Annotated in this window: 21 protein-coding genes; 4 read left to right on the forward strand and 17 right to left on the reverse strand. The window is 52.6% G+C overall.

Features of this window, described 5'->3' with window-relative positions; genetic code table 11:
- Together NWF31_RS01120 and NWF31_RS01125 are read left to right on the forward strand one after the other, a co-directional pair.
- Entirely contained in the window at positions 1 to 483 is a 483-nt protein-coding gene (locus NWF31_RS01120) for a permease (RefSeq protein WP_258358658.1), read from the forward strand.
- Positions 480 to 1,022: a permease gene (locus tag NWF31_RS01125; RefSeq protein ID WP_258358659.1), complete on the forward strand. Its 543-nt coding sequence runs from the start codon at positions 480 to 482 to the stop codon at positions 1,020 to 1,022. Before NWF31_RS01120 ends, NWF31_RS01125 begins: the two co-directional genes overlap by 4 nt.
- Positions 1,023 to 1,060: 38 nt before the next feature.
- On the opposite strand, the gene NWF31_RS01130 is transcribed toward NWF31_RS01125, so the two are convergent.
- The 3 genes from NWF31_RS01130 to NWF31_RS01140 all read right to left on the reverse strand — a co-directional run bounded on the left by NWF31_RS01130 (position 1,061) and on the right by NWF31_RS01140 (position 1,901).
- Complete coding sequence (locus tag NWF31_RS01130; RefSeq protein WP_258358660.1) at positions 1,061 to 1,186, reverse strand: hypothetical protein; 126 nt, start codon at positions 1,184 to 1,186, stop codon at positions 1,061 to 1,063.
- Between the two features lie 82 nt (positions 1,187 to 1,268).
- A complete protein-coding gene (gene arsC, locus NWF31_RS01135; RefSeq protein ID WP_258358661.1) occupies positions 1,269 to 1,688 on the reverse strand; it encodes an arsenate reductase (thioredoxin) in 420 nt (139 codons plus the stop codon).
- A gap of 84 nt (positions 1,689 to 1,772) precedes the next feature.
- Complete coding sequence (locus NWF31_RS01140) at positions 1,773 to 1,901, reverse strand: hypothetical protein (RefSeq protein ID WP_258358662.1); 129 nt, start codon at positions 1,899 to 1,901, stop codon at positions 1,773 to 1,775.
- Between the two features lie 196 nt (positions 1,902 to 2,097).
- On the opposite strand from NWF31_RS01140, the gene NWF31_RS01145 reads away from it, so the two are divergent.
- Together NWF31_RS01145 and NWF31_RS01150 are read left to right on the forward strand one after the other, a co-directional pair.
- Positions 2,098 to 2,460 carry a PadR family transcriptional regulator gene (locus NWF31_RS01145; RefSeq protein ID WP_258358663.1) on the forward strand — a complete coding sequence of 121 codons (363 nt, stop codon included), beginning with the start codon at positions 2,098 to 2,100 and terminating at the stop codon, positions 2,458 to 2,460.
- A 90-nt stretch (positions 2,461 to 2,550) separates the two neighbouring features.
- Positions 2,551 to 3,297 carry a DUF2703 domain-containing protein gene (locus NWF31_RS01150; protein ID WP_258358664.1) on the forward strand — a complete coding sequence of 249 codons (747 nt, stop codon included), beginning with the start codon at positions 2,551 to 2,553 and terminating at the stop codon, positions 3,295 to 3,297.
- Positions 3,298 to 3,371: 74 nt separating this feature from the next.
- Here the strand turns inward: NWF31_RS01150 and NWF31_RS01155 are convergent, their stop codons facing one another.
- The 14 genes from NWF31_RS01155 to NWF31_RS01220 all read right to left on the reverse strand — a co-directional run bounded on the left by NWF31_RS01155 (position 3,372) and on the right by NWF31_RS01220 (position 17,001).
- On the reverse strand, positions 3,372 to 3,743 hold the full coding sequence (locus NWF31_RS01155; protein WP_258358665.1) for a putative zinc-binding protein: 372 nt from the start codon (positions 3,741 to 3,743) through the stop codon (positions 3,372 to 3,374).
- 20 nt (positions 3,744 to 3,763) lie between these two features.
- Positions 3,764 to 4,009 (reverse strand): thioredoxin family protein, encoded by a 246-nt coding sequence (locus NWF31_RS01160; protein WP_258358666.1) that lies wholly within the window; start codon positions 4,007 to 4,009, stop codon positions 3,764 to 3,766.
- 39 nt (positions 4,010 to 4,048) lie between these two features.
- Positions 4,049 to 5,227, reverse strand: a complete 1,179-nt coding sequence (locus tag NWF31_RS01165; protein WP_422880231.1) for a permease — start codon at positions 5,225 to 5,227, stop codon at positions 4,049 to 4,051.
- A gap of 359 nt (positions 5,228 to 5,586) precedes the next feature.
- Complete coding sequence (locus NWF31_RS01170; protein ID WP_258358668.1) at positions 5,587 to 7,683, reverse strand: heavy metal translocating P-type ATPase; 2,097 nt, start codon at positions 7,681 to 7,683, stop codon at positions 5,587 to 5,589.
- 11 nt (positions 7,684 to 7,694) lie between these two features.
- Positions 7,695 to 8,042: an ArsR/SmtB family transcription factor gene (locus NWF31_RS01175; RefSeq protein WP_277998703.1), complete on the reverse strand. Its 348-nt coding sequence runs from the start codon at positions 8,040 to 8,042 to the stop codon at positions 7,695 to 7,697.
- Positions 8,043 to 8,111: 69 nt separating this feature from the next.
- Entirely contained in the window at positions 8,112 to 8,435 is a 324-nt protein-coding gene (locus NWF31_RS01180; protein ID WP_258358669.1) for an ArsR/SmtB family transcription factor, read from the reverse strand.
- A 247-nt stretch (positions 8,436 to 8,682) separates the two neighbouring features.
- On the reverse strand, positions 8,683 to 9,879 hold the full coding sequence (locus NWF31_RS01185; RefSeq protein ID WP_258358670.1) for a DUF401 family protein: 1,197 nt from the start codon (positions 9,877 to 9,879) through the stop codon (positions 8,683 to 8,685).
- 192 nt (positions 9,880 to 10,071) lie between these two features.
- Entirely contained in the window at positions 10,072 to 10,272 is a 201-nt protein-coding gene (locus NWF31_RS01190) for a DUF6485 family protein (RefSeq protein ID WP_258358671.1), read from the reverse strand.
- A gap of 12 nt (positions 10,273 to 10,284) precedes the next feature.
- On the reverse strand, positions 10,285 to 10,770 hold the full coding sequence (locus tag NWF31_RS01195) for a flavin reductase family protein (protein WP_258358672.1): 486 nt from the start codon (positions 10,768 to 10,770) through the stop codon (positions 10,285 to 10,287).
- A 47-nt stretch (positions 10,771 to 10,817) separates the two neighbouring features.
- A complete protein-coding gene (locus NWF31_RS01200; RefSeq protein ID WP_258358673.1) occupies positions 10,818 to 11,567 on the reverse strand; it encodes a pseudouridine synthase in 750 nt (249 codons plus the stop codon).
- A 190-nt stretch (positions 11,568 to 11,757) separates the two neighbouring features.
- Positions 11,758 to 13,062, reverse strand: a complete 1,305-nt coding sequence (locus NWF31_RS01205) for a stalk domain-containing protein (RefSeq protein ID WP_258358674.1) — start codon at positions 13,060 to 13,062, stop codon at positions 11,758 to 11,760.
- Between the two features lie 58 nt (positions 13,063 to 13,120).
- Positions 13,121 to 14,281 (reverse strand): tRNA pseudouridine(13) synthase TruD, encoded by a 1,161-nt coding sequence (gene truD, locus NWF31_RS01210; RefSeq protein WP_258358675.1) that lies wholly within the window; start codon positions 14,279 to 14,281, stop codon positions 13,121 to 13,123.
- Positions 14,282 to 14,635: 354 nt separating this feature from the next.
- On the reverse strand, positions 14,636 to 15,574 hold the full coding sequence (locus tag NWF31_RS01215; RefSeq protein WP_258358676.1) for a HAMP domain-containing protein: 939 nt from the start codon (positions 15,572 to 15,574) through the stop codon (positions 14,636 to 14,638).
- Positions 15,575 to 16,020: 446 nt separating this feature from the next.
- On the reverse strand, positions 16,021 to 17,001 hold the full coding sequence (locus tag NWF31_RS01220; RefSeq protein WP_258358677.1) for a phosphoglycerate dehydrogenase: 981 nt from the start codon (positions 16,999 to 17,001) through the stop codon (positions 16,021 to 16,023).
- Between the last annotated feature and the right edge of the window lie 22 nt (positions 17,002 to 17,023).

Raw genomic sequence — 17,023 nt, forward strand, 5'->3', positions numbered from 1 at the left:
GTGTTTACCATCTTTCTATATCTCCTGGCCCTGGGCGGCCTGGTGATTTCTTTCGCCAAAGACCCCCAAAAAACCAGGGTGGCCTTAATGAAAGGCTGGAAGGCCTTTACCAACATCTTGCCCGATTTTGCCGTCGTCCTGGCCCTGATAGGGATCATGCTGACTTACCTGTCACCTCATACCATTGCCGCCCTGGTGGGCAAAAACAGCGGCTTCCCGGGGATGTTGGCCAGTTCCATAGTCGGTTCCGTAACCCTCATCCCGGGTTTCGTCGCCTTTCCCCTGGCCAAATCTTTACTCGACCGGGGTGCCGGGATCATGCAGATGGCCGTCTTTATTTCGACCCTGATGATGGTGGGTGTGGTCACCGCTCCCCTGGAAAACAGGTATTTCGGTAAAAAAGAAACTATCCTGCGTAATTCTTTAAGCTACATCTTTTCCTTTATCGTAGCCATAATTATCGGGATGGTGGTGGGAGCATGAACTTGCTTAACTTAATTAAGACCTACCGTTACTTTTTATTAATCATCCTCTTTGATCTGGTAATAACTATCTTCCACCCCGACACCGGCCTGACAATTTTTAAATACACCGCCGGTAACTTCGCCGAGATGCTCGCCATAATCCCACCGATTTTTCTCCTCCTGGGCCTCTTAGATGTCTGGGTGCCGCGGGAAACAATTATCCGCTACCTGGGTGAAGGCTCGGGCTTAAAGGGCATTGTCTTAAGTATAGTGCTGGGGGCGGCCGCCGCCGGGCCCCTCTACGGTGCCTTCCCGGTAGCCGCCGTCATGGCGAAGAAAGGCACCAAATACAGCAACATTATTATTTTCCTCTGTTCCTGGTCAACTTTAAAAATCCCCATGTTTTTGTTCGAAATGTCGGCATTAGGAGTAAAGTTCGCCCTTACCCGCTGGCTGGTCAACGTCCCCGGGATACTGGCCATAGCCTATATTATCGACCGTCTCATAGGCGCGGAAGATAAGGCGGAATTCTACCGGCGCCAGACGGCTAATCCATAGTTTATCCCAGCATTCCCTGCAGGGCGTTGAAGCGTTCACTATTTTCCGCTTCCGCCAGGGGCGGGCAATCGTCCGGGGCATTTTCGCCGCTGGAGCATGGCCTGCCAGACTTCCGGCGGTTTGGGAAAGGTGGTAGCAGCGTTGTCCAGGTAAATGGCCACCATTTACACCCCCTGCCAGTCCTTTTTTCGGTCTTAACTCTCTTTGCCACTTCCACGAGCGTAATGGCTAAACCCTCGTGAAGTGCTAATAATCTTCCAGGAGCTTAGCCACCCTTTCCCGGATCTCGTCCCGTACGACTCGGAAAACGGCCATGATTTCTTCCTCGTTCCCCTCGGCTTTGGCCGGGTCGCGAAGGGGCCAGTGCTCGCGCCGGATAGTCGGCGGGGTCACGGGACACTTGTCACGAGCATCGCCGCAGAGGGTGACAATCAGTTCAGCCTTGCTTAAGATTTCCGGATCGATGGTGTCGGAGGTTTGCCGGGAAATATCGATGCCAACTTCTGCCATAACCGCTACGGCGCGAGGATTCAAGCCGGCCGGCTCGATGCCGGCGCTATACACTTCCACTTTATCCCCGCCCAGGGCCCGGGCGAAACCCTCGGCCATCTGACTGCGGCAAGAATTGCCGGTACAGAGAAAGAGAATTACAGGCTTCTTTTGCACAAGAACACTCCTTTCCTAATTTACGTTCCTGATTTCCCGCCGCCGTATTATCTATTTTCGATCAATAACTTCCAATTTGTGCTTCTATCTTCCCGGTTGCATCAACATTCCCGCCAGGCAGGGGATCTTTTTGGGTATCTTGGGGGCAATTTTCTGTAATACAAATTCCAGTGCTTCCCCGGCGTCTTTGTCCAGGCAGATGCGTTGCAGCATTAGCTACTCTTCCTCATCAAAGGCTATAAGAACTTTACCCATGCTATACCACCCCCCTGCCCTTAATTCTCTTATTAAACACGTTTTTATAACAATATCCCTTCTGAAAAATATCTTGACATCAACAAATGGCATACATATAATAAAACAGCAGGCATTGCCCCTCTATGTATAGTGGATAAAGGTAGGGTGGATTATGGATTATACCGATCGCGAGTACTGGAACGGCATCATCAAGATGTGCCTGTCGAGGTTTTTTATCCTGCGGGTTCTCTACACCCAACCCATGCACGGCTACGAGATAGCCCGCACCGTAGCCCAGGTCACCGGGGGCTGCTGCACGCCCACTGAAGGTACAATTTACCCGGTACTCAGGGAGTTCGAGGAGGGCGGCTACGTAACTTCTTCCATTGAGATAGCCGGGGGCCGGGAGCGCAAGGTTTATACCCTTACTCCAAAAGGATTGAAAGCCTTCCGCGTTGCCGTCGATGCCTGGCGGGAGGTTACCAATTATATTTTACAGGCAATAAAAGTACAGGAAAGCAACGAGCAATCGTAACGATTTGGCTTCAAACATAATTAAGAGTTGCCATTCTGGCTGGGTTTGCCTTTAATATTATCTTTGCATCATAAGGAGGCTATATTATTTATGATGGAAAAGAAAGGGTTGCTGGCCAGGGTCTTTAGCCGGCAGGGAAGCTCTTGTTGCTCTATCCGCATTGAGGAGATCCTTGAAGGTGAAAACCAAACCTCTAACAACGGTTGCTGCTGCGGCGTTTCTTCGCCGGGCAGTCCGGAAAAAACTGCAGGGCAAGAGATAGGAACATCGGCCGATACCCGGGATACCCAGCGTACCCTCGACATCGAGTTTCTCTACCTGGACCTGGATGCCTGCACCAGGTGCCGGGGTACGGGACGTAACCTGGAAGAAGCCCTCAACGAAGTAGCCGGGGTTTTACAGGCGACCGGGATTAAGGTCAACCTGAAAAAGATCCACGTCCAGACGGAAGAACAGGCCCTGGCCCTGGAATTTGTCAGCTCACCTACGATCCGCATCAACGGGCGGGACATCCAGCTGGATGTGAGGGAAAGCCTTTGCGAATCCTGCGGCGACCTTTGCGGCGAGGATGTGGACTGCCGCGTCTGGGTATACCAGGGTAAGGAATATACCGAAGCTCCCAAAGGGATGATCATTGAGGCCATCCTGAAACATGTATATGGCGGCGGTATGGACACCCCGGCAGAAAGGGAAGCACCGAAGGAGCTGCCTGATAATTTAAAGCGTTTCTTTGCGGCCAAACGCAAAAAAGAAGAAAACGCAGCCGGCAGTACGGGTAAACAGACAGCAAAAGATAGTTGCTGCGGCATCTCCCCGTTATCTAAGTGCTGCGATTGAAACAGCAACAAACCGCCCGTTAAGCAATAACATGAGCACAGGGCCACGGGAAAATATAACCCGTGGCCCTGCCACTAAGACTCCAGGGATTCTTTTACCGCCCGGACCACCTGGTCCAGCTCATCGCTCGTCCAGACAAATTCATGCTTTTTCTGAACACCAAGCCTGGTCACCATAACATAGTCCGTTACCGGAAAACCGGCATGATCTACCGTAGCTTTCGCGCAGCCTATGGGACAGCCGTCTATGGCGACAATCCTTTTGGCCACCTTGGTAGACTCAACAATGCTCTGCACATGGCCGCCCAGCCCGGCCAGGCAAAACAACTTGCCCACGCCTTCTTGATCCAGCTTTACCGCCGCCTGGTTGGCCAGCTGGCCAACGTTAGAACCTCCAGCGCAGGGGAAAAGCATAATTTCCGCCGGTTCGCAGGTACATTTCGCCATTACAAGTTCCTCTCCCGTGACTACAGATTTATTTCCTCCTGGATCCACTTCTTGATCTCTTCTTTGTCGGGTACCCGGCCGAACACTTTAACCTTGTCGTTGACTACCAGGCCCGGCGTCATCATAACGCCATAATCGGTTATCTTGTTGAGGTCCGTCACCTTTTCCACATCAGCGGCCACGCCCATTTCCGCCAGGGCGTTCATCACGTTTTGTTCCAGCGCTTTGCACCGGGCGCAACCCGTACCTAAAACTTTGATTTCCATGACCGTCCATCTCCTTTTTTAATTTTTACTTTTAAAATTTTAACCCACCAGGGCGCCGAATAGCATCCCCGTTAGGGTGGCTGCAATAACTACCAGGGAAACGTAGGCCAAGGTTTTCTTGAACCCCAGCACGCTGTTGATAACTAGCATACTGGGCAGGCTCAAGGCCGGGCCCGCCAGCAGGAGGGCTAAAGCCGGTCCCTGGCCCATACCGGACCCGATAAGTCCCTGGACTATCGGTACTTCCGTCAGGGTGGCGAAGTACATAAAAGCGCCGATAATAGCAGCAGTAAAGTTGGCCAGGAGGCCGTTGCCCCCTACCACCATGGCGATATATCTGGCGGGGATAATGCCGGTATCGACGTTGGGCCTGCCCATGAGGAACCCGGCCGCCAGCACGCCGCCGAAAAGGAGGGGCAGGATTTTAATGCTGAAATCCCACGTCGAGTCCACCCAGGCCGACAGTTCTTCCCGCTTGAACCAGGCCTTCAAAATAACGGCCAGGGCTAAGAGAAGCGCGATAACCAGGTACCATTTGACGCTGTATACTGCGTACCAGAAGCCCGCCTGTTCCGCCGGTTTGCCCCAGGCGGCAAAGATAAGAATCAGGACCAGGACCAGGAAATAAAGAACCGTCTGCCCGAGGGTGCGAGAGGGTTCTTCTCCTTCCGGCAGGAGCAGCCCTTTGACCCGCTCCTGCTCTTCACCCCTGAAGAGCAGGGCCATGATCAGGCCGATTATCACTGAAAACAGGACGGCACCCAGGGCCCTGGCCAGGCCGATCTGCCACCCCAGCACCCGGGCCGAGAGGATAATGGCCAGGACGTTTATCGCCGGCCCGGAATACAGGAAGGCTATGGCCGGCCCCAGCCCGGCGCCGCGTTTATATATGCCCATGAACAAGGGTAAGACGGTACAGGAGCAGACGGCGAGGATTGCTCCCGATACGGCGCCCACGCCATAGGCCGTAACTTTGGGGCTTTCCGGTCCCAGGTACTTCATGACCGCCTGGGAGGAAAGGAAATTGCTCATGGCCCCGGCGATGAAAAGGGCTGGTACCAGGCAGAACAGCACATGTTGCCTGGCGTATTCCTGCAGCATGTAGAAGGCTTCCAGGATGGCGCCCTGCATCCGGGGATGCTGGAAGGGCAGGAAATAGGCGGCAACAAACACAGCAACAATCAGTAACAATTTGGCCTGCTTGCTCACAGGAAACATCTCCTTAATTGTTAGGCAAATATAGTTTAGCAAAATCCAATCCCATCTTAACCCGGCCGGAACCCATGTATCTAAAGGGATTACCCTCTTAGTTATACGTAAAGCGGAACGCTTTATTATTACATTAGAATTTTGCTATATATAAGTTTAGAGACAGCAGCCTGTTTTGTCAAGGGGAAAAACCCTTTACCTGAAACTTTATTTATAATCGGCCGGGAACAATCTATCGGCAGGAATTTTACTGTACGGGTAAAATAGAATAACCGGGGTGAGGTTTATGGTAGAACATTTTATTGACGCCCTGGGCGAAATGTGCCCGGTGCCCAATATCTATATGGTTCGGGACTTTTTTTCTGCAGTTAAACCCGCTTGACACCGGCCGCTACTCCGTTGCCATATCTTAAAGTCCTGGTAGCATTAAAAACAGCCAGCAGGGTAACACCCACGTCAGCAAAGACAGCCTCCCAGATAGTGGCTACACCAAAAGCCCCAAGGCCAAGAAAAAAAGCCTTGATACCCAGGGCCAGGGCTACATTTTGTTTCATGATCCGGGACGTATACCGGCTGATTTCCACCGCCCTTACCAGTTTGGCGGGGGCGTCATCCACCAGCACCACATTGGCAGCTTCGATGGCGGCATCGCTCCCCAGGCCGCCCATGGCCACCCCTATGTCGGCCCGGGTAATAACCGGGGCGTCATTGATGCCGTCGCCCACAAAGGCAAGTTTGCAGCGCCGGTCCGGCAAAGCTGCCTGCAGTTCTTCCACCTTGGCCACTTTGCCTTCCGGCAGGAGTTCGGCAAAGTAGGCGTCGATACCCAGTTCTCCCGCCACCCGCCGGGCTACCGCCTCATCATCACCGGTAAGCAACACTATTTTCTTTATACCCAGATTTTTAAGCCCGGCAATGGTTTCGCCGGCATCGGGCTTCAACTCGTCGGCGATGACCAGATAGCCGGCAAAGACGCCGTCAATGGCCACGTAAATAACGGTGCCTGCCACGCTGCATACATCGTGGGCGATACCTTCGCGGTACATTAAACGATCGTTACCGGCCAGGACCCTTTTCCCATCGACCATGGCGCTAATGCCTTGGCCGGGAATTTCCCGGTATGCACCGACCCTTTGGGGGTCAATATTCTGCCCGTAAGCCGCGCGGATGGACTGGGCAATGGGATGGTCGGAGTAAACCTCGGCGGCGGCAGCAACTGCCAGGAGTTCATCTTCCTGAAAACCATTGGATGGAACCACCTGCGTAACCCTGAATACCCCCCTGGTGAGGGTGCCCGTTTTATCGAAGGCCACGGTATGCAGGCCGGTCAGGGCATCTAGAAAATTGGCGCCCTTGACCAGGATACCCTGGCGCGATGCTGCGCCGATGCCGCCGAAGTATCCCAGGGGTATGGAAATTACCAGGGCGCAGGGACAGGAGATGACGAGTAAAACCAGGGCCCGGTAGACCCATGTTGGGAAGTCGGCCCCGGGAAGCACCATGGGGGGAATGACCGCCAGGGCCGCGGCTCCAAGGACCACTGCCGGGGTGTAGTAACGGGAAAAGGTGGTAATAAATTGCTCCGTCGGGGCTTTACGGGTCGCGGCGTTTTCTACCATATCCAGGATGCGGGCCACCGAGGATTCTCCGAAGGGCCGCGTCACTTTAACGGTCAGGAGACCCTGACCGTTAATCATACCTGCCTGGATTTTTTCACCCTTTTCCACCTTGCGGGGTACGGCTTCCCCCGTCAGGACCGAGGTATCGACGAAGGAAACGCCCTCCACCACCTCGCCGTCCAGGGGTACTTTCTCGCCCGGCTTAACAACAATTACTTGCCCAACCTCTACTTCCTCCGGCCGTACCTTTTTTGTTTCCCCCTCCAGTCTCAAGTTGGCATAGGCCGGCCGTATATCCAGCAGGGCGGCGATAGAACGGCGGGATTGATTGACAGCCCGCTCCTGGAAATACTCGCCCACAGCATACAAGAGCATCACCGCAGCCGCCTCGGGTAGCTGGTGGATGGCAATAGCGCCAATAGTGGCAATGGTCATCAGGAAGTTCTCGTCAAAAACCCGGCCCCGGATCAAATTACGCACGGCTGTCGCGAGCACCCGCCAGCCTGCCAGGAAGTAGGAGGTCAAAAGAAGCATATACCCGGCCCACAGGTAAGGAGGGCGAGAAAACTGCATGTTAATAATAAATCCTATTACCAGGAGAAGGCCTGCAACTAAAATAATATAAAACCGGGGTCCCTGCCCCTGGCCGGTAGTATCTACAATATTAACGCCGGGTTCGATCCGGGTGACGATCTCCCGGGCCACCGGCAGCAGTTCCGGAGGCAGATCTAAGCTCTGGTTGGTGAAGTTAACGGTAACCTGTTCTAAACCTTTTACTTTACGCAGTTCCTGCTCAATCCTGGCAGCACAACCGGCGCAGCTCAGTCCTTCCAGGGTATATCGCATATCTTAGCCTCCTATCTCCCCTCGGCAAAGTGGGCCTGGGCCTCACGAATCATGTTTAAGATGTGCTCATCATCCAGCGAATAATAGACCATCTTACCGTCCCGGCGATACTTGACCAGGCGCAATGCTTTCAGCAGGCGCAGGTGGTGGGAGACGGCAGGCAAACTCATGTCCAGAAGCGCCGCCAGATCACACACACAAAGTTCCTGGTGGGCCAGCAGGTAGAGAATTTTGGTCCGGGTTTCGTCCCCGAGGACCTTAAATATTTCCGACAGGCCGGCTACATCCAGCACCCTATCCTTCAGGTGCTCATGGCGACCGGAAGGGCAAAAGGTATCACAGAGGTCTCTATTAGGCAAGGAAACCACTCCAAACGATTAAGCAATTGTTTAATTGTAGTATATTTATCTACTCCTTCATTGTCAAGCTCAGGAATTCCGCCCCTGCAGTTCCGCCATGGTGGTGGCTATTTCGCGGGTCAAAATACCGCCCACCAGGTCCAGAACCTCGAAGATTTCCGGGTGCTTAACCCGGTAGAGAACCTTTAAACCTTCTTTGCGGGTAATGACAATGTCCTCCTTGCGGAGCACGGCCAGGTGCTGGGAGATATTGGGCTGCTCCAGCTCCAGATTTTCTATAAACTCGCAGACGCACTTTTCCCCCTGGCGCAGTTGTTCCAGGATCCTGACCCGGGTCGGGTGGGCCAGGGCTTTAAAAAATTCCGCCTTCAGGCTGTAAAGTCTCTCAGCCAATGAATGTCCTCCTTATATGCGAATTATTGCATATAATAGTTTAGACTTAAAAAGCGAGATTGTCAAGGATCCCGTACAGGAATCTGCTTTATACACCGGCGGCCGGCAGGAGTATACCTGTATTCCAGCTGGACACGGTTATGACCAGGACTCCTTCGCCCCGGTCTGCCGCTGCCTAGATAAACTACCGGGCCGCCTGCTAAAGGGTTACCTCTTCACAGCGGATAACGGTGCTTATATGGCCGGTTCAGAAGACCAGGTATACTGCCAAGGCTACCGCCAGGAGGGCTACTTCCGGTACAACCATCATCTTGAGCACCTTGCGCAGGTCGGCCTTGAAGAAGTCCACGGTGAGGGCCAGGCAGAGGTGCATGGGGGTTAACATGTTCCCGGTAAAGCCGGCAATAAAGACGAATACCGCCAGGGGCAGGCTCATCTGGCCGTCCACGGTACTCATTACAATGGGAAAGACAATCCCGATACAGGCAACCATCAGGCCGGTCATCATACCCACCAGGAAGCTGATCAGGCCGAAAAGCAAAAACTCGGGTACGGGAAGCATGGCGAGTATTGAAGGCAGGCCTTCCACTGCCCGGGTATCTACCAGTACTTCTTTAAAAAGCATTACCCCCCAAACCAGCAGCAGGGTCTTTACGGCCACGGCCTTTTTGCAAAGGTGCCAGAATTTTACTGGCGTATAGCGGTGCCGTACCAGCAGGTAAAGGAGCACTACCCCCACCGCCAGGCCCACCTCAACGTGGAATAACAGCACCAGGGCCACCACCACCAGCACCGGCAGGATGCTGAGGATAAATTCCCGGGCGGGAGCTTGCTCCCCGGCCAGTGCCTCTTCCCTTCCTTCATCTCCCGCCTCTATCTTTATTCGCCGGAGGGCCGGTATACCCAACAAGATTACCAGGAGGCCATAGGGAGCCAGGACGGCAATCAGGCGGGGCAAAGGGATGCCGCTGAGGCGTGAGGCCAGCAGGACCCCGGGGTAAAGGGGCAGGAAGTACTCCCAGATATGACGGTAGTAATAATTGATAAAACTCTTTTCTTCGGCGGCTATATTGGTACGCGATGCCGCCCGCCCCACCAGAGGAGCGGAAAAAAGCGCGCCCCCTGCCGAAGGCATGAGACCGATAAAGGCCGGCAGCAGGGCTATCACCAGTCGCCGGTTGCGGATAAGGCCTCGCAGCCCCCGGAGCATCCTATCCAGGTAACCCTGTTGTCCCAGGAGGTGTTCAAAGAGCATGATCAAGGCCAGTATGACTTCTAGTTCCAGGGTAGCGGGGCTTATGGTAGCCTGCCAGGCCATCTCCAGGAAAGCCAGGGGACCGGTATGGTAAAGGGCGGCCAGGAGGAGCGAACCTCCGAGCAACACCGGCAACAGGGACACCCGCCGCCCCAGGAATACCATCATTATCACGAATACCAGTAACAACTTGAGCCCTTCCAAAAAAGTTCCCTTCCCTGTATATTTTAAGTTAAAACTTATAATAACCGCGCCGCGACAATAAATCAAGGGTAATACTCCCTGCCCGAAAATTTTACCGGTTGGCAGCAAAACAAAAGACAGGGCCGGAGCCCCATCTTTATTTTAATCCCGGCGTCACCTTTATCCGGCTCTGTACGGCTAGGCACGGCTATTACAGGCTATAAAGCGGGCAATACTGCGGTCATAAGTTTTTTCTATTTCCGGCGGGAAAAGACAGCCGGGCAACTCACCGTATTGGCGGTGATAGATTATACATTCGCAGCATTTACCCTTACGGCTGCAGGGTTCATAGGTACAGGTGCATCTCTCCTTATTTCCCTGCAGGTTGCAATGTGCCATTTTCTCCCTCCCTTACAGGTTCCAGTGAGCGATTTTATGTTCAAAATAAAGAAGGGGTTTTTTATCGCTACCGACCCCGGCTGCTACCACCTGACCGGCAACAATAATATGATCACCGCACGGATAGCGGCCGGCAACCTTGCATTCCAGGTTGGCCAGGGCATCTTTAACCCGGGGAGTGGCTACCACTGCTGCCGGTTCGGTTACAATGCCGAGTTCTTTAATCTTATCTACATTACGCCCTGTACGGCTACCGCAAAAGGTGGCAATATGCTCCTGGTCGTCGGCCAGGATGGTCAGGACAAATTCACCGGTGGCATCCAGTAACTCCAGCACATAACGTTTGGGGTGCAGGGCCACCATCACCTGGGGTGGGTTGGATGATTCCTGGGTAAACCAGGCCACCGTGGTCAGGTCATGCTTATCCCCATGTTTTACACCCACCAGGCCGCAGGGGCAGGCAATTTTGCCCAGGGCACGGGAAATATCGCTGCTCACTATGTTCAACTCCTTTCTGAAGAAAAAAGTTTCCTTAAGTTGATATTTTAACCATCGCTTCCCGGCCGGTCAATTCCCTGCAGCGCGGCGACTTCTGCCTCCGTTAATTCCCGGTACTCCCCGGGTTTTAACCGCCCGTCCAGCAGCAGCGGCCCCATGGACATGCGCTTTAGATAGGTTACTTCCTTGCCTACGGCGGCAAACATGCGCTTTACCTGGTGATATTTCCCTTCATATATGGTAAGTTCAACTTCTGATTGCAGTCCGGAGCGCAGGATCTTCAAGTCGCCGGGCCTGGTCCGGTATCCGTCTTCCAGGATCACCCCCCGGCGAAAGGCTTCTACATCCTCTTCCGTAACCCTACCCCTTATAACCGCATAATAAGTTTTGGGCACATGTTTTTTGGGGGACAGGAGACGATGGGCAAGCCGGCCATCGTTGGTAAGGAGGAGCAATCCCTCGGTATCTTTGTCCAACCGCCCTACGGGAAAAGGATGGAGGGCCCGGTAACGGGACGGCAGCAGGTCAACTACAACTTCCGCGGATTTATCTTCCGTGGCGGACAGGACGCCCCGGGGTTTATTGAGCATTAAATAAATGTACGGCCTATACTCCAGGGTAGTACCGTCCACCTCGATTCGATCCCTGGCGGGCAGAACGTGTAAACCCGGTTCTTCAGCCGGCTCGCCGTTTACCTGAACTCTTTTTTCTTTGATCAGTTTTTTAATTTCTTTACGCGAACCATATCCCATACGCGCTAATATTTTATCCAGGCGCTGCCGTTGTCCTGCCGCCATATATACCACCGCCGTATATTAAACGCGAGTTATCCCTCTTACCTTTTTTACCATATCTCCTCCCTCATTGCAAACCCGCCGGGTCTGGCGCCAACCGGACCCCCGGCCTTAAAATGCATCAAACCCCGCAGTCGCTATCTCCAGCGGGGTCGAGGCATTTTTCAATAGGTATCCTATGGCAATAGACCTGTTATAATAACGCCTTCAGCCAGTAATCCTGGATAATACTCTGGCCGTAAGTCGTTCCCGGAACTGCCCAGCGGGCGTTCAGTTCCACCCACTTCTGGGCGGAGCCACGCTGGACCAGGTTGAACCGCGGGTCGTAGAGGGTTTTGCCCGGCGGCAGGGGGGCTTTGGTGGCATAGGCATAGAGGTGCTGGATATGGGCTTCCACACCTATTTCAGGGGAAGCAAAGGTGGCACCGTGAAGGCCGGGCTGCAGGCTTACCCCGGACGGGTCGGCTCCGTTAAGGGATTCCTGTCCCGTTAAAGGCTGGCCTGTTGCCCAGAGGCCACAGTAGTTGTTTTGCATAGGTTTTACACTGCCGGTGAACTGGAAGTATCCCGTTTCTTTGATTGCCTGGGCGAAGGCCAGGTCACCCCGGACGCCGTATTCCGCCCCGATCCTGATATATAGCTCGGCCAGGTCGGGAATAGGAATCATTTCCCGGCCATATTCCCGCCTCATTTTCTCGGCGATGCGCGGCGTCTCCTTCGCTAGCCAGGATTTAAGCTGGTCGGCCGTCGCTACCGCTTTACCCATGATGGTCACGTCGGCCATTTTAATTATAGAACCGTCCGGCAGTTTGATTTCATGATCATATTTTGACAGGAGTTCCCTGAACTTCTGGAACTCCTGCATCTGGGCGGTGCTGAAGGCCTCTTCGCCCATGGCCGGAAGTTCGGCAGAATTCACAACCCTGCCGTCCAGCAGGCGCAAGTTGGAACGAAAAGCGGCCAGATCCTCAAGTAATTTATAGGCAGGCGACTTTATTTCCACCACACGGGTCGAATCTACCCAATTTACCTCACAGCCCAGGGCCTCTCCCACTACCCGGAGGGGAATGACGGTACGCCCGGCTGCGGTTATACGGGGCTTGCCGTAAGAAATAGGAATATGCAATGCCGCCCCGTTAATCACAATTTCTATATCCGTAGTATTTCTAGCAGTACGCCCTGGTACCGCATATGAGGAATTGCCCTTTGTCGTGATTATGACCTGCCTGGTATCCTGCCGCCATTCCACCAGCGCACCCAGGTTTTCGGCAACAACTCGCAAAGGGACATAAGTCCTTCCCCCATCTATATAAGCGCCCTGATCCCCCGGAGGAATTTTTACTTCCTTATAATCAACATAAATTTTTACCGGGGTCGCTGCCCCGGCTACAGCAGGCGCAGTTATCATTCCCAGAAGCCCCAGGCAAAGAACGGCCTTTGCCATCTTTTTTAAAAGCATCGCTTCTACAACCCCTTCCAGGGGTTGTATATTCGACAAAAAACTATTAATTTCCTCCGCTTAGATAAAAAATCCAGATGGTAAATCTAAACAAATATCAGGGTGCCATCAACCTCTTGACCAGCATTGTCCCGTAACTTCCCCGCGGAAGTTTAAAAAAAAGAACCATTTTCTGCCTGCCGGGATACAGGTCATCGGGTTCTGCAGGCTGTAAACGGAAATCCCCGGGAAAAACCACGGCATTCCTGGGGGTGGATTTAAAGAAGGCCTGCCGTACCTTGCGCAGGTTGAAATAACTCCCTTTTATACCCCTTTCCTCCATAATAGCTGCAAAAAGCCGTTCCGTACGGTCATCGGGAAACTCCACCCGCCCGGCAGCCAGGGGTAATACCAGGGAACGCAGGTAGGCCAGCTCTTTCCTTTCCAGGCGCCGGTAAAAAAGATAAGGCCCCGCCGTACCGGGAACGGCCGTAAGCTCAAGGCCCAGGTCCTTAAGGACACATCTCAACAATTCGTTAAAAAGAAAACCCTGGTAAGCAGAAAAATAAAGGGAGAGCTCTTCGCGAGGTATCATCTGCAGGGCTTCGATGTAGGCCTTAGGTTTTTCGGCCAGCAGGGAGAATATTTTATTTTCCATAGTAGTTTTGGCACGTTCCAGGCAGGTCGTCCAGTCGCCCCAGTGCTCGCGGAAAAAGAGCTTGCGTTCCCGGGCTTCTTTTTTTTCTTCCGGGTAGATGCCGGTAAGGTAAACCTGCAGGCTGCCGTTGTAGTGCTTCTTCAGCAGCCTTTCGGCCATGAAGCCCATCTGGCGGTCCATGCTGCCGAAACGCTGGTCGTCATAGTAATTGGGGTACCCGAATCCCCGCACCTCGTCAACCCTGCGGGTAATGCGGGATGCTTCTGTTTTATCCAGGGAGCGAAGGGTGATGGCAAATTCGTTTCCTTCTAACAAATCAGGCCCCATGGGGCGATCCATATAACCCATGTGCCGTAAAGAATAGTTCTCTTCTTCGGTAGTTAAATCGGCGGCATGCTTTACCGTGACATACTGGAAGGTATGGGCGTGCCTGTCCTTTAGCCCGCCGTAAGCAAAAAGGCGGTAGGGAAGGTTATGGGCCTTTGCCAGCCTTATTAGAAGATCAATGGTGTTCCATCCCTTCTTTTCCAGGAGGTACAGCCGGTAAGGTCCCTTTTCCCGCACTGGGAGGCGGGCCATTTCCCGGACCACAAAGTCCCCGGGGATTACCTTCAGTTTCATCGCTTTGCTCCTTATGCCTGTTTATCGCCTTCTTAAAATATGTACCACAATCCCCGCTCCATTGCAAATATGCCGGACCTGAAGCCAAAACGGAATACCAGGGTAAAACCCTGACTTTTTTATACCCAAAATCAAAGATTTACCCTGAAAGGATTCAAGGATTCTCCTGATAGTCATTGCTAATAATATCTTTCACAATAATACTGCCTGATAATAAGTGTAATAAGGTAGAATTAATCTGCAATTTTAGGGGGGGTTGACAATGGCCGTTTTAAGTGCGCCTGCCAACGAGGTCCTGCGCATGCAAGAGGATCTCTACCTACAATTATATGGGTGGAAAAGAAGGGCAGCCCTTCAATCTGGCTGATCTTCAATTAAAACCACCTCTCCCGTCAAGCCCAGTCTCTCTATAACCTTGTCCAAGGCATCATTGAGCACCGTATCCAGATTAAGAGAATGACTTGCCGCCGATGTTATCTCCCAAATTGTGGTGAGTTCCTGGTTGCGCCTTAAAAGCTGGCGGTTAAATTCCTCTTTTTCGTTATATAAACTGGCCAGGTTCTCTGTCATAGTATTAAAAGCCATGCTGAGCCGGCCGATTTCATCCCTGGCCCAGACCCTGGCCTTCTGATTGAGGTCCCCGCGGGCCACCGCCCCGGCCACCTTGACCAGTTCCAGGATAGGTTTCGTTAAAACCCTGGTGAGGAAATAAGCGGCAGCAATACCCAGGAGCGATACCAGATAGGTGACCAGGAGCATCTTCCAGGTAGTGGAAGCAAGCGCTTTTTTCACGCTGTGCTCCGCCATTCCTACCCGCGCTATCCCGGCCCGCCCGTCAAATATAGGAACGGCGATGTCATGGATAAGTCCCTCATCCGTATCCAGGGTCTCGATCTTAAATTTTTCTCCACCGGAAACGGAGTTGGCTTCGAGAAGGTCACGGGGAAAGCCTTCGCCAAAGGTATGGGCCAAAAGATTACCGCCCGGGTCTACAATAAAGGCATAACGGGCATCCTCATTGTTCTTCAGCGTATCTATTAAAAGCTGGTGAAGTGCGTAAACATTGTTCGTAAGGACCAGATCCAGGCTGCGGGCCGCAATATCCCCGGCAATAGAAACGCCTCGCTTTTCCAGCTGTTCACCCAGGGCAGCCCTCAAGCTAAAGCGCATTTGTACAGTCAAACTAATTCCCAGGAGTATAACAAGCCCCAGCACTATACCCATTATTTTTACACGTACGCTGGTAGCATCCGAAACCGCCTGGAATAGTCTCCAAAACCTCTGGTTTCTCATCTGCCCGGCCTCATCTTTCTTATCATCTCCCGTACCGGATCATAAGCCCGGTCATCCGGGACAAAAAACCGGTCAAAAAGTAAATTCGCCAGTGCTCTTCTCCCCTCCTCATCTTCGTGCATGGTGAGAAAGACATTCCTCAGGCGCTCTTTCGTATTTTCATCAAGCCTATAAGAGATTCGACTTTAAAGATTATTATCCTTCCGGCGCAGCACGGCCAGGTACTGGGATACATCCGGGCGCTCAAAACTTCCCGGCTGTTCACAAAAAAAAAGAGGCCTTATAGCCCCTTTTATCGACTGTCCTTTAATCCCCCGTAAGCCAAAAGCTGACCAATTCCCGAACCACGAAATCCCCGGAGCTGAACAAAAAAGTTCCGGGTCCTATGATATCTAATAAACTCCAGTTCTCCTATTAATGTACTGCATGTTAAATAATTCCAGCGGTCAAACCTCATAATTCAGTTCAAAATCAGCTTTCTCGCCTTTTAGTACTTTTATAATGTTAATTGCCGCCGCCAGGCCCATCTTTAGATTAGCCTCCCGGGTATAAGCTCCTAAATGGGGGGTTACCACTACATTGTCCAATCCTAGTAAACAGCTATTGGTTGGGGGTTCCTCGGAAAAAACATCTAAAGCTGCTGCCTTAATCTGTCCGGTTTTCAGGGCGCGATACAGCGCTTCCTCATCTACCAGTTCCCCCCGGGCGGTATTTATTAATATTGCATCCTTTTTCATTATACCAAGCTTCTTTTCGTCAATCAGGTGATAGGTCTCCGGTGTTAAAGGAGCATGCAGGCTAACAAAATCAGACTCCTTTAATAGATCATCCAGGCTTGTGTAGGTTATGCCCAGCCGGCCGGCAGCCTCATTATTTGGACAGGGATCATAAGCAAGAAGACGCATATTAAAACCGCGTGCCCGGTGCGCCACAGCAAGGCCGATGCGCCCTGTGCCGATTATACCCAGGGTCTTCTCCCAAACTTCATTTCCTACAACCCTATCCCATCGCTTCTGCCTGGTAATCCTATCCGCACAGGGAATACCCCTGGCCGCAGCCAGAAGGAGCCCCCACACAAGGTCGGCTACAGATTGGGTATTACTACCAGGTGCATTAGTTACTACAACCCCCCGGCTTCTGGCGGCAGAAATATCAATATTATCCACGCCGACGCCGTGCTTGGCTATCACTTTGAGCTTCGGTGCGGCCTCTATGACCTTAGCGGTAACAGGGTCCACACCAACCAGCAGCGCTAGAATTGATGGGTGACTAGTCATTATCTCTCGCAGTTCATCCTCTGTCAGGGGCCTGCCTTTGTCGTTCCAGACAAGCTCCAATCCCTGCTCTTCTAAAAGGTTTTTCGGCTCCGGCGTATAACGTGAAAAAGAAAGAGCTGTGATAAATACTTTTCCTTTTAGAGGAGTCAATTACTCCTTTCACCTCGCTTTT

It is taken from the genome of Neomoorella sulfitireducens (assembly GCF_024733845.1).
GTDB classification, from domain to species: domain Bacteria; phylum Bacillota; class DSM-521; order Neomoorellales; family Neomoorellaceae; genus Neomoorella; species Neomoorella sulfitireducens.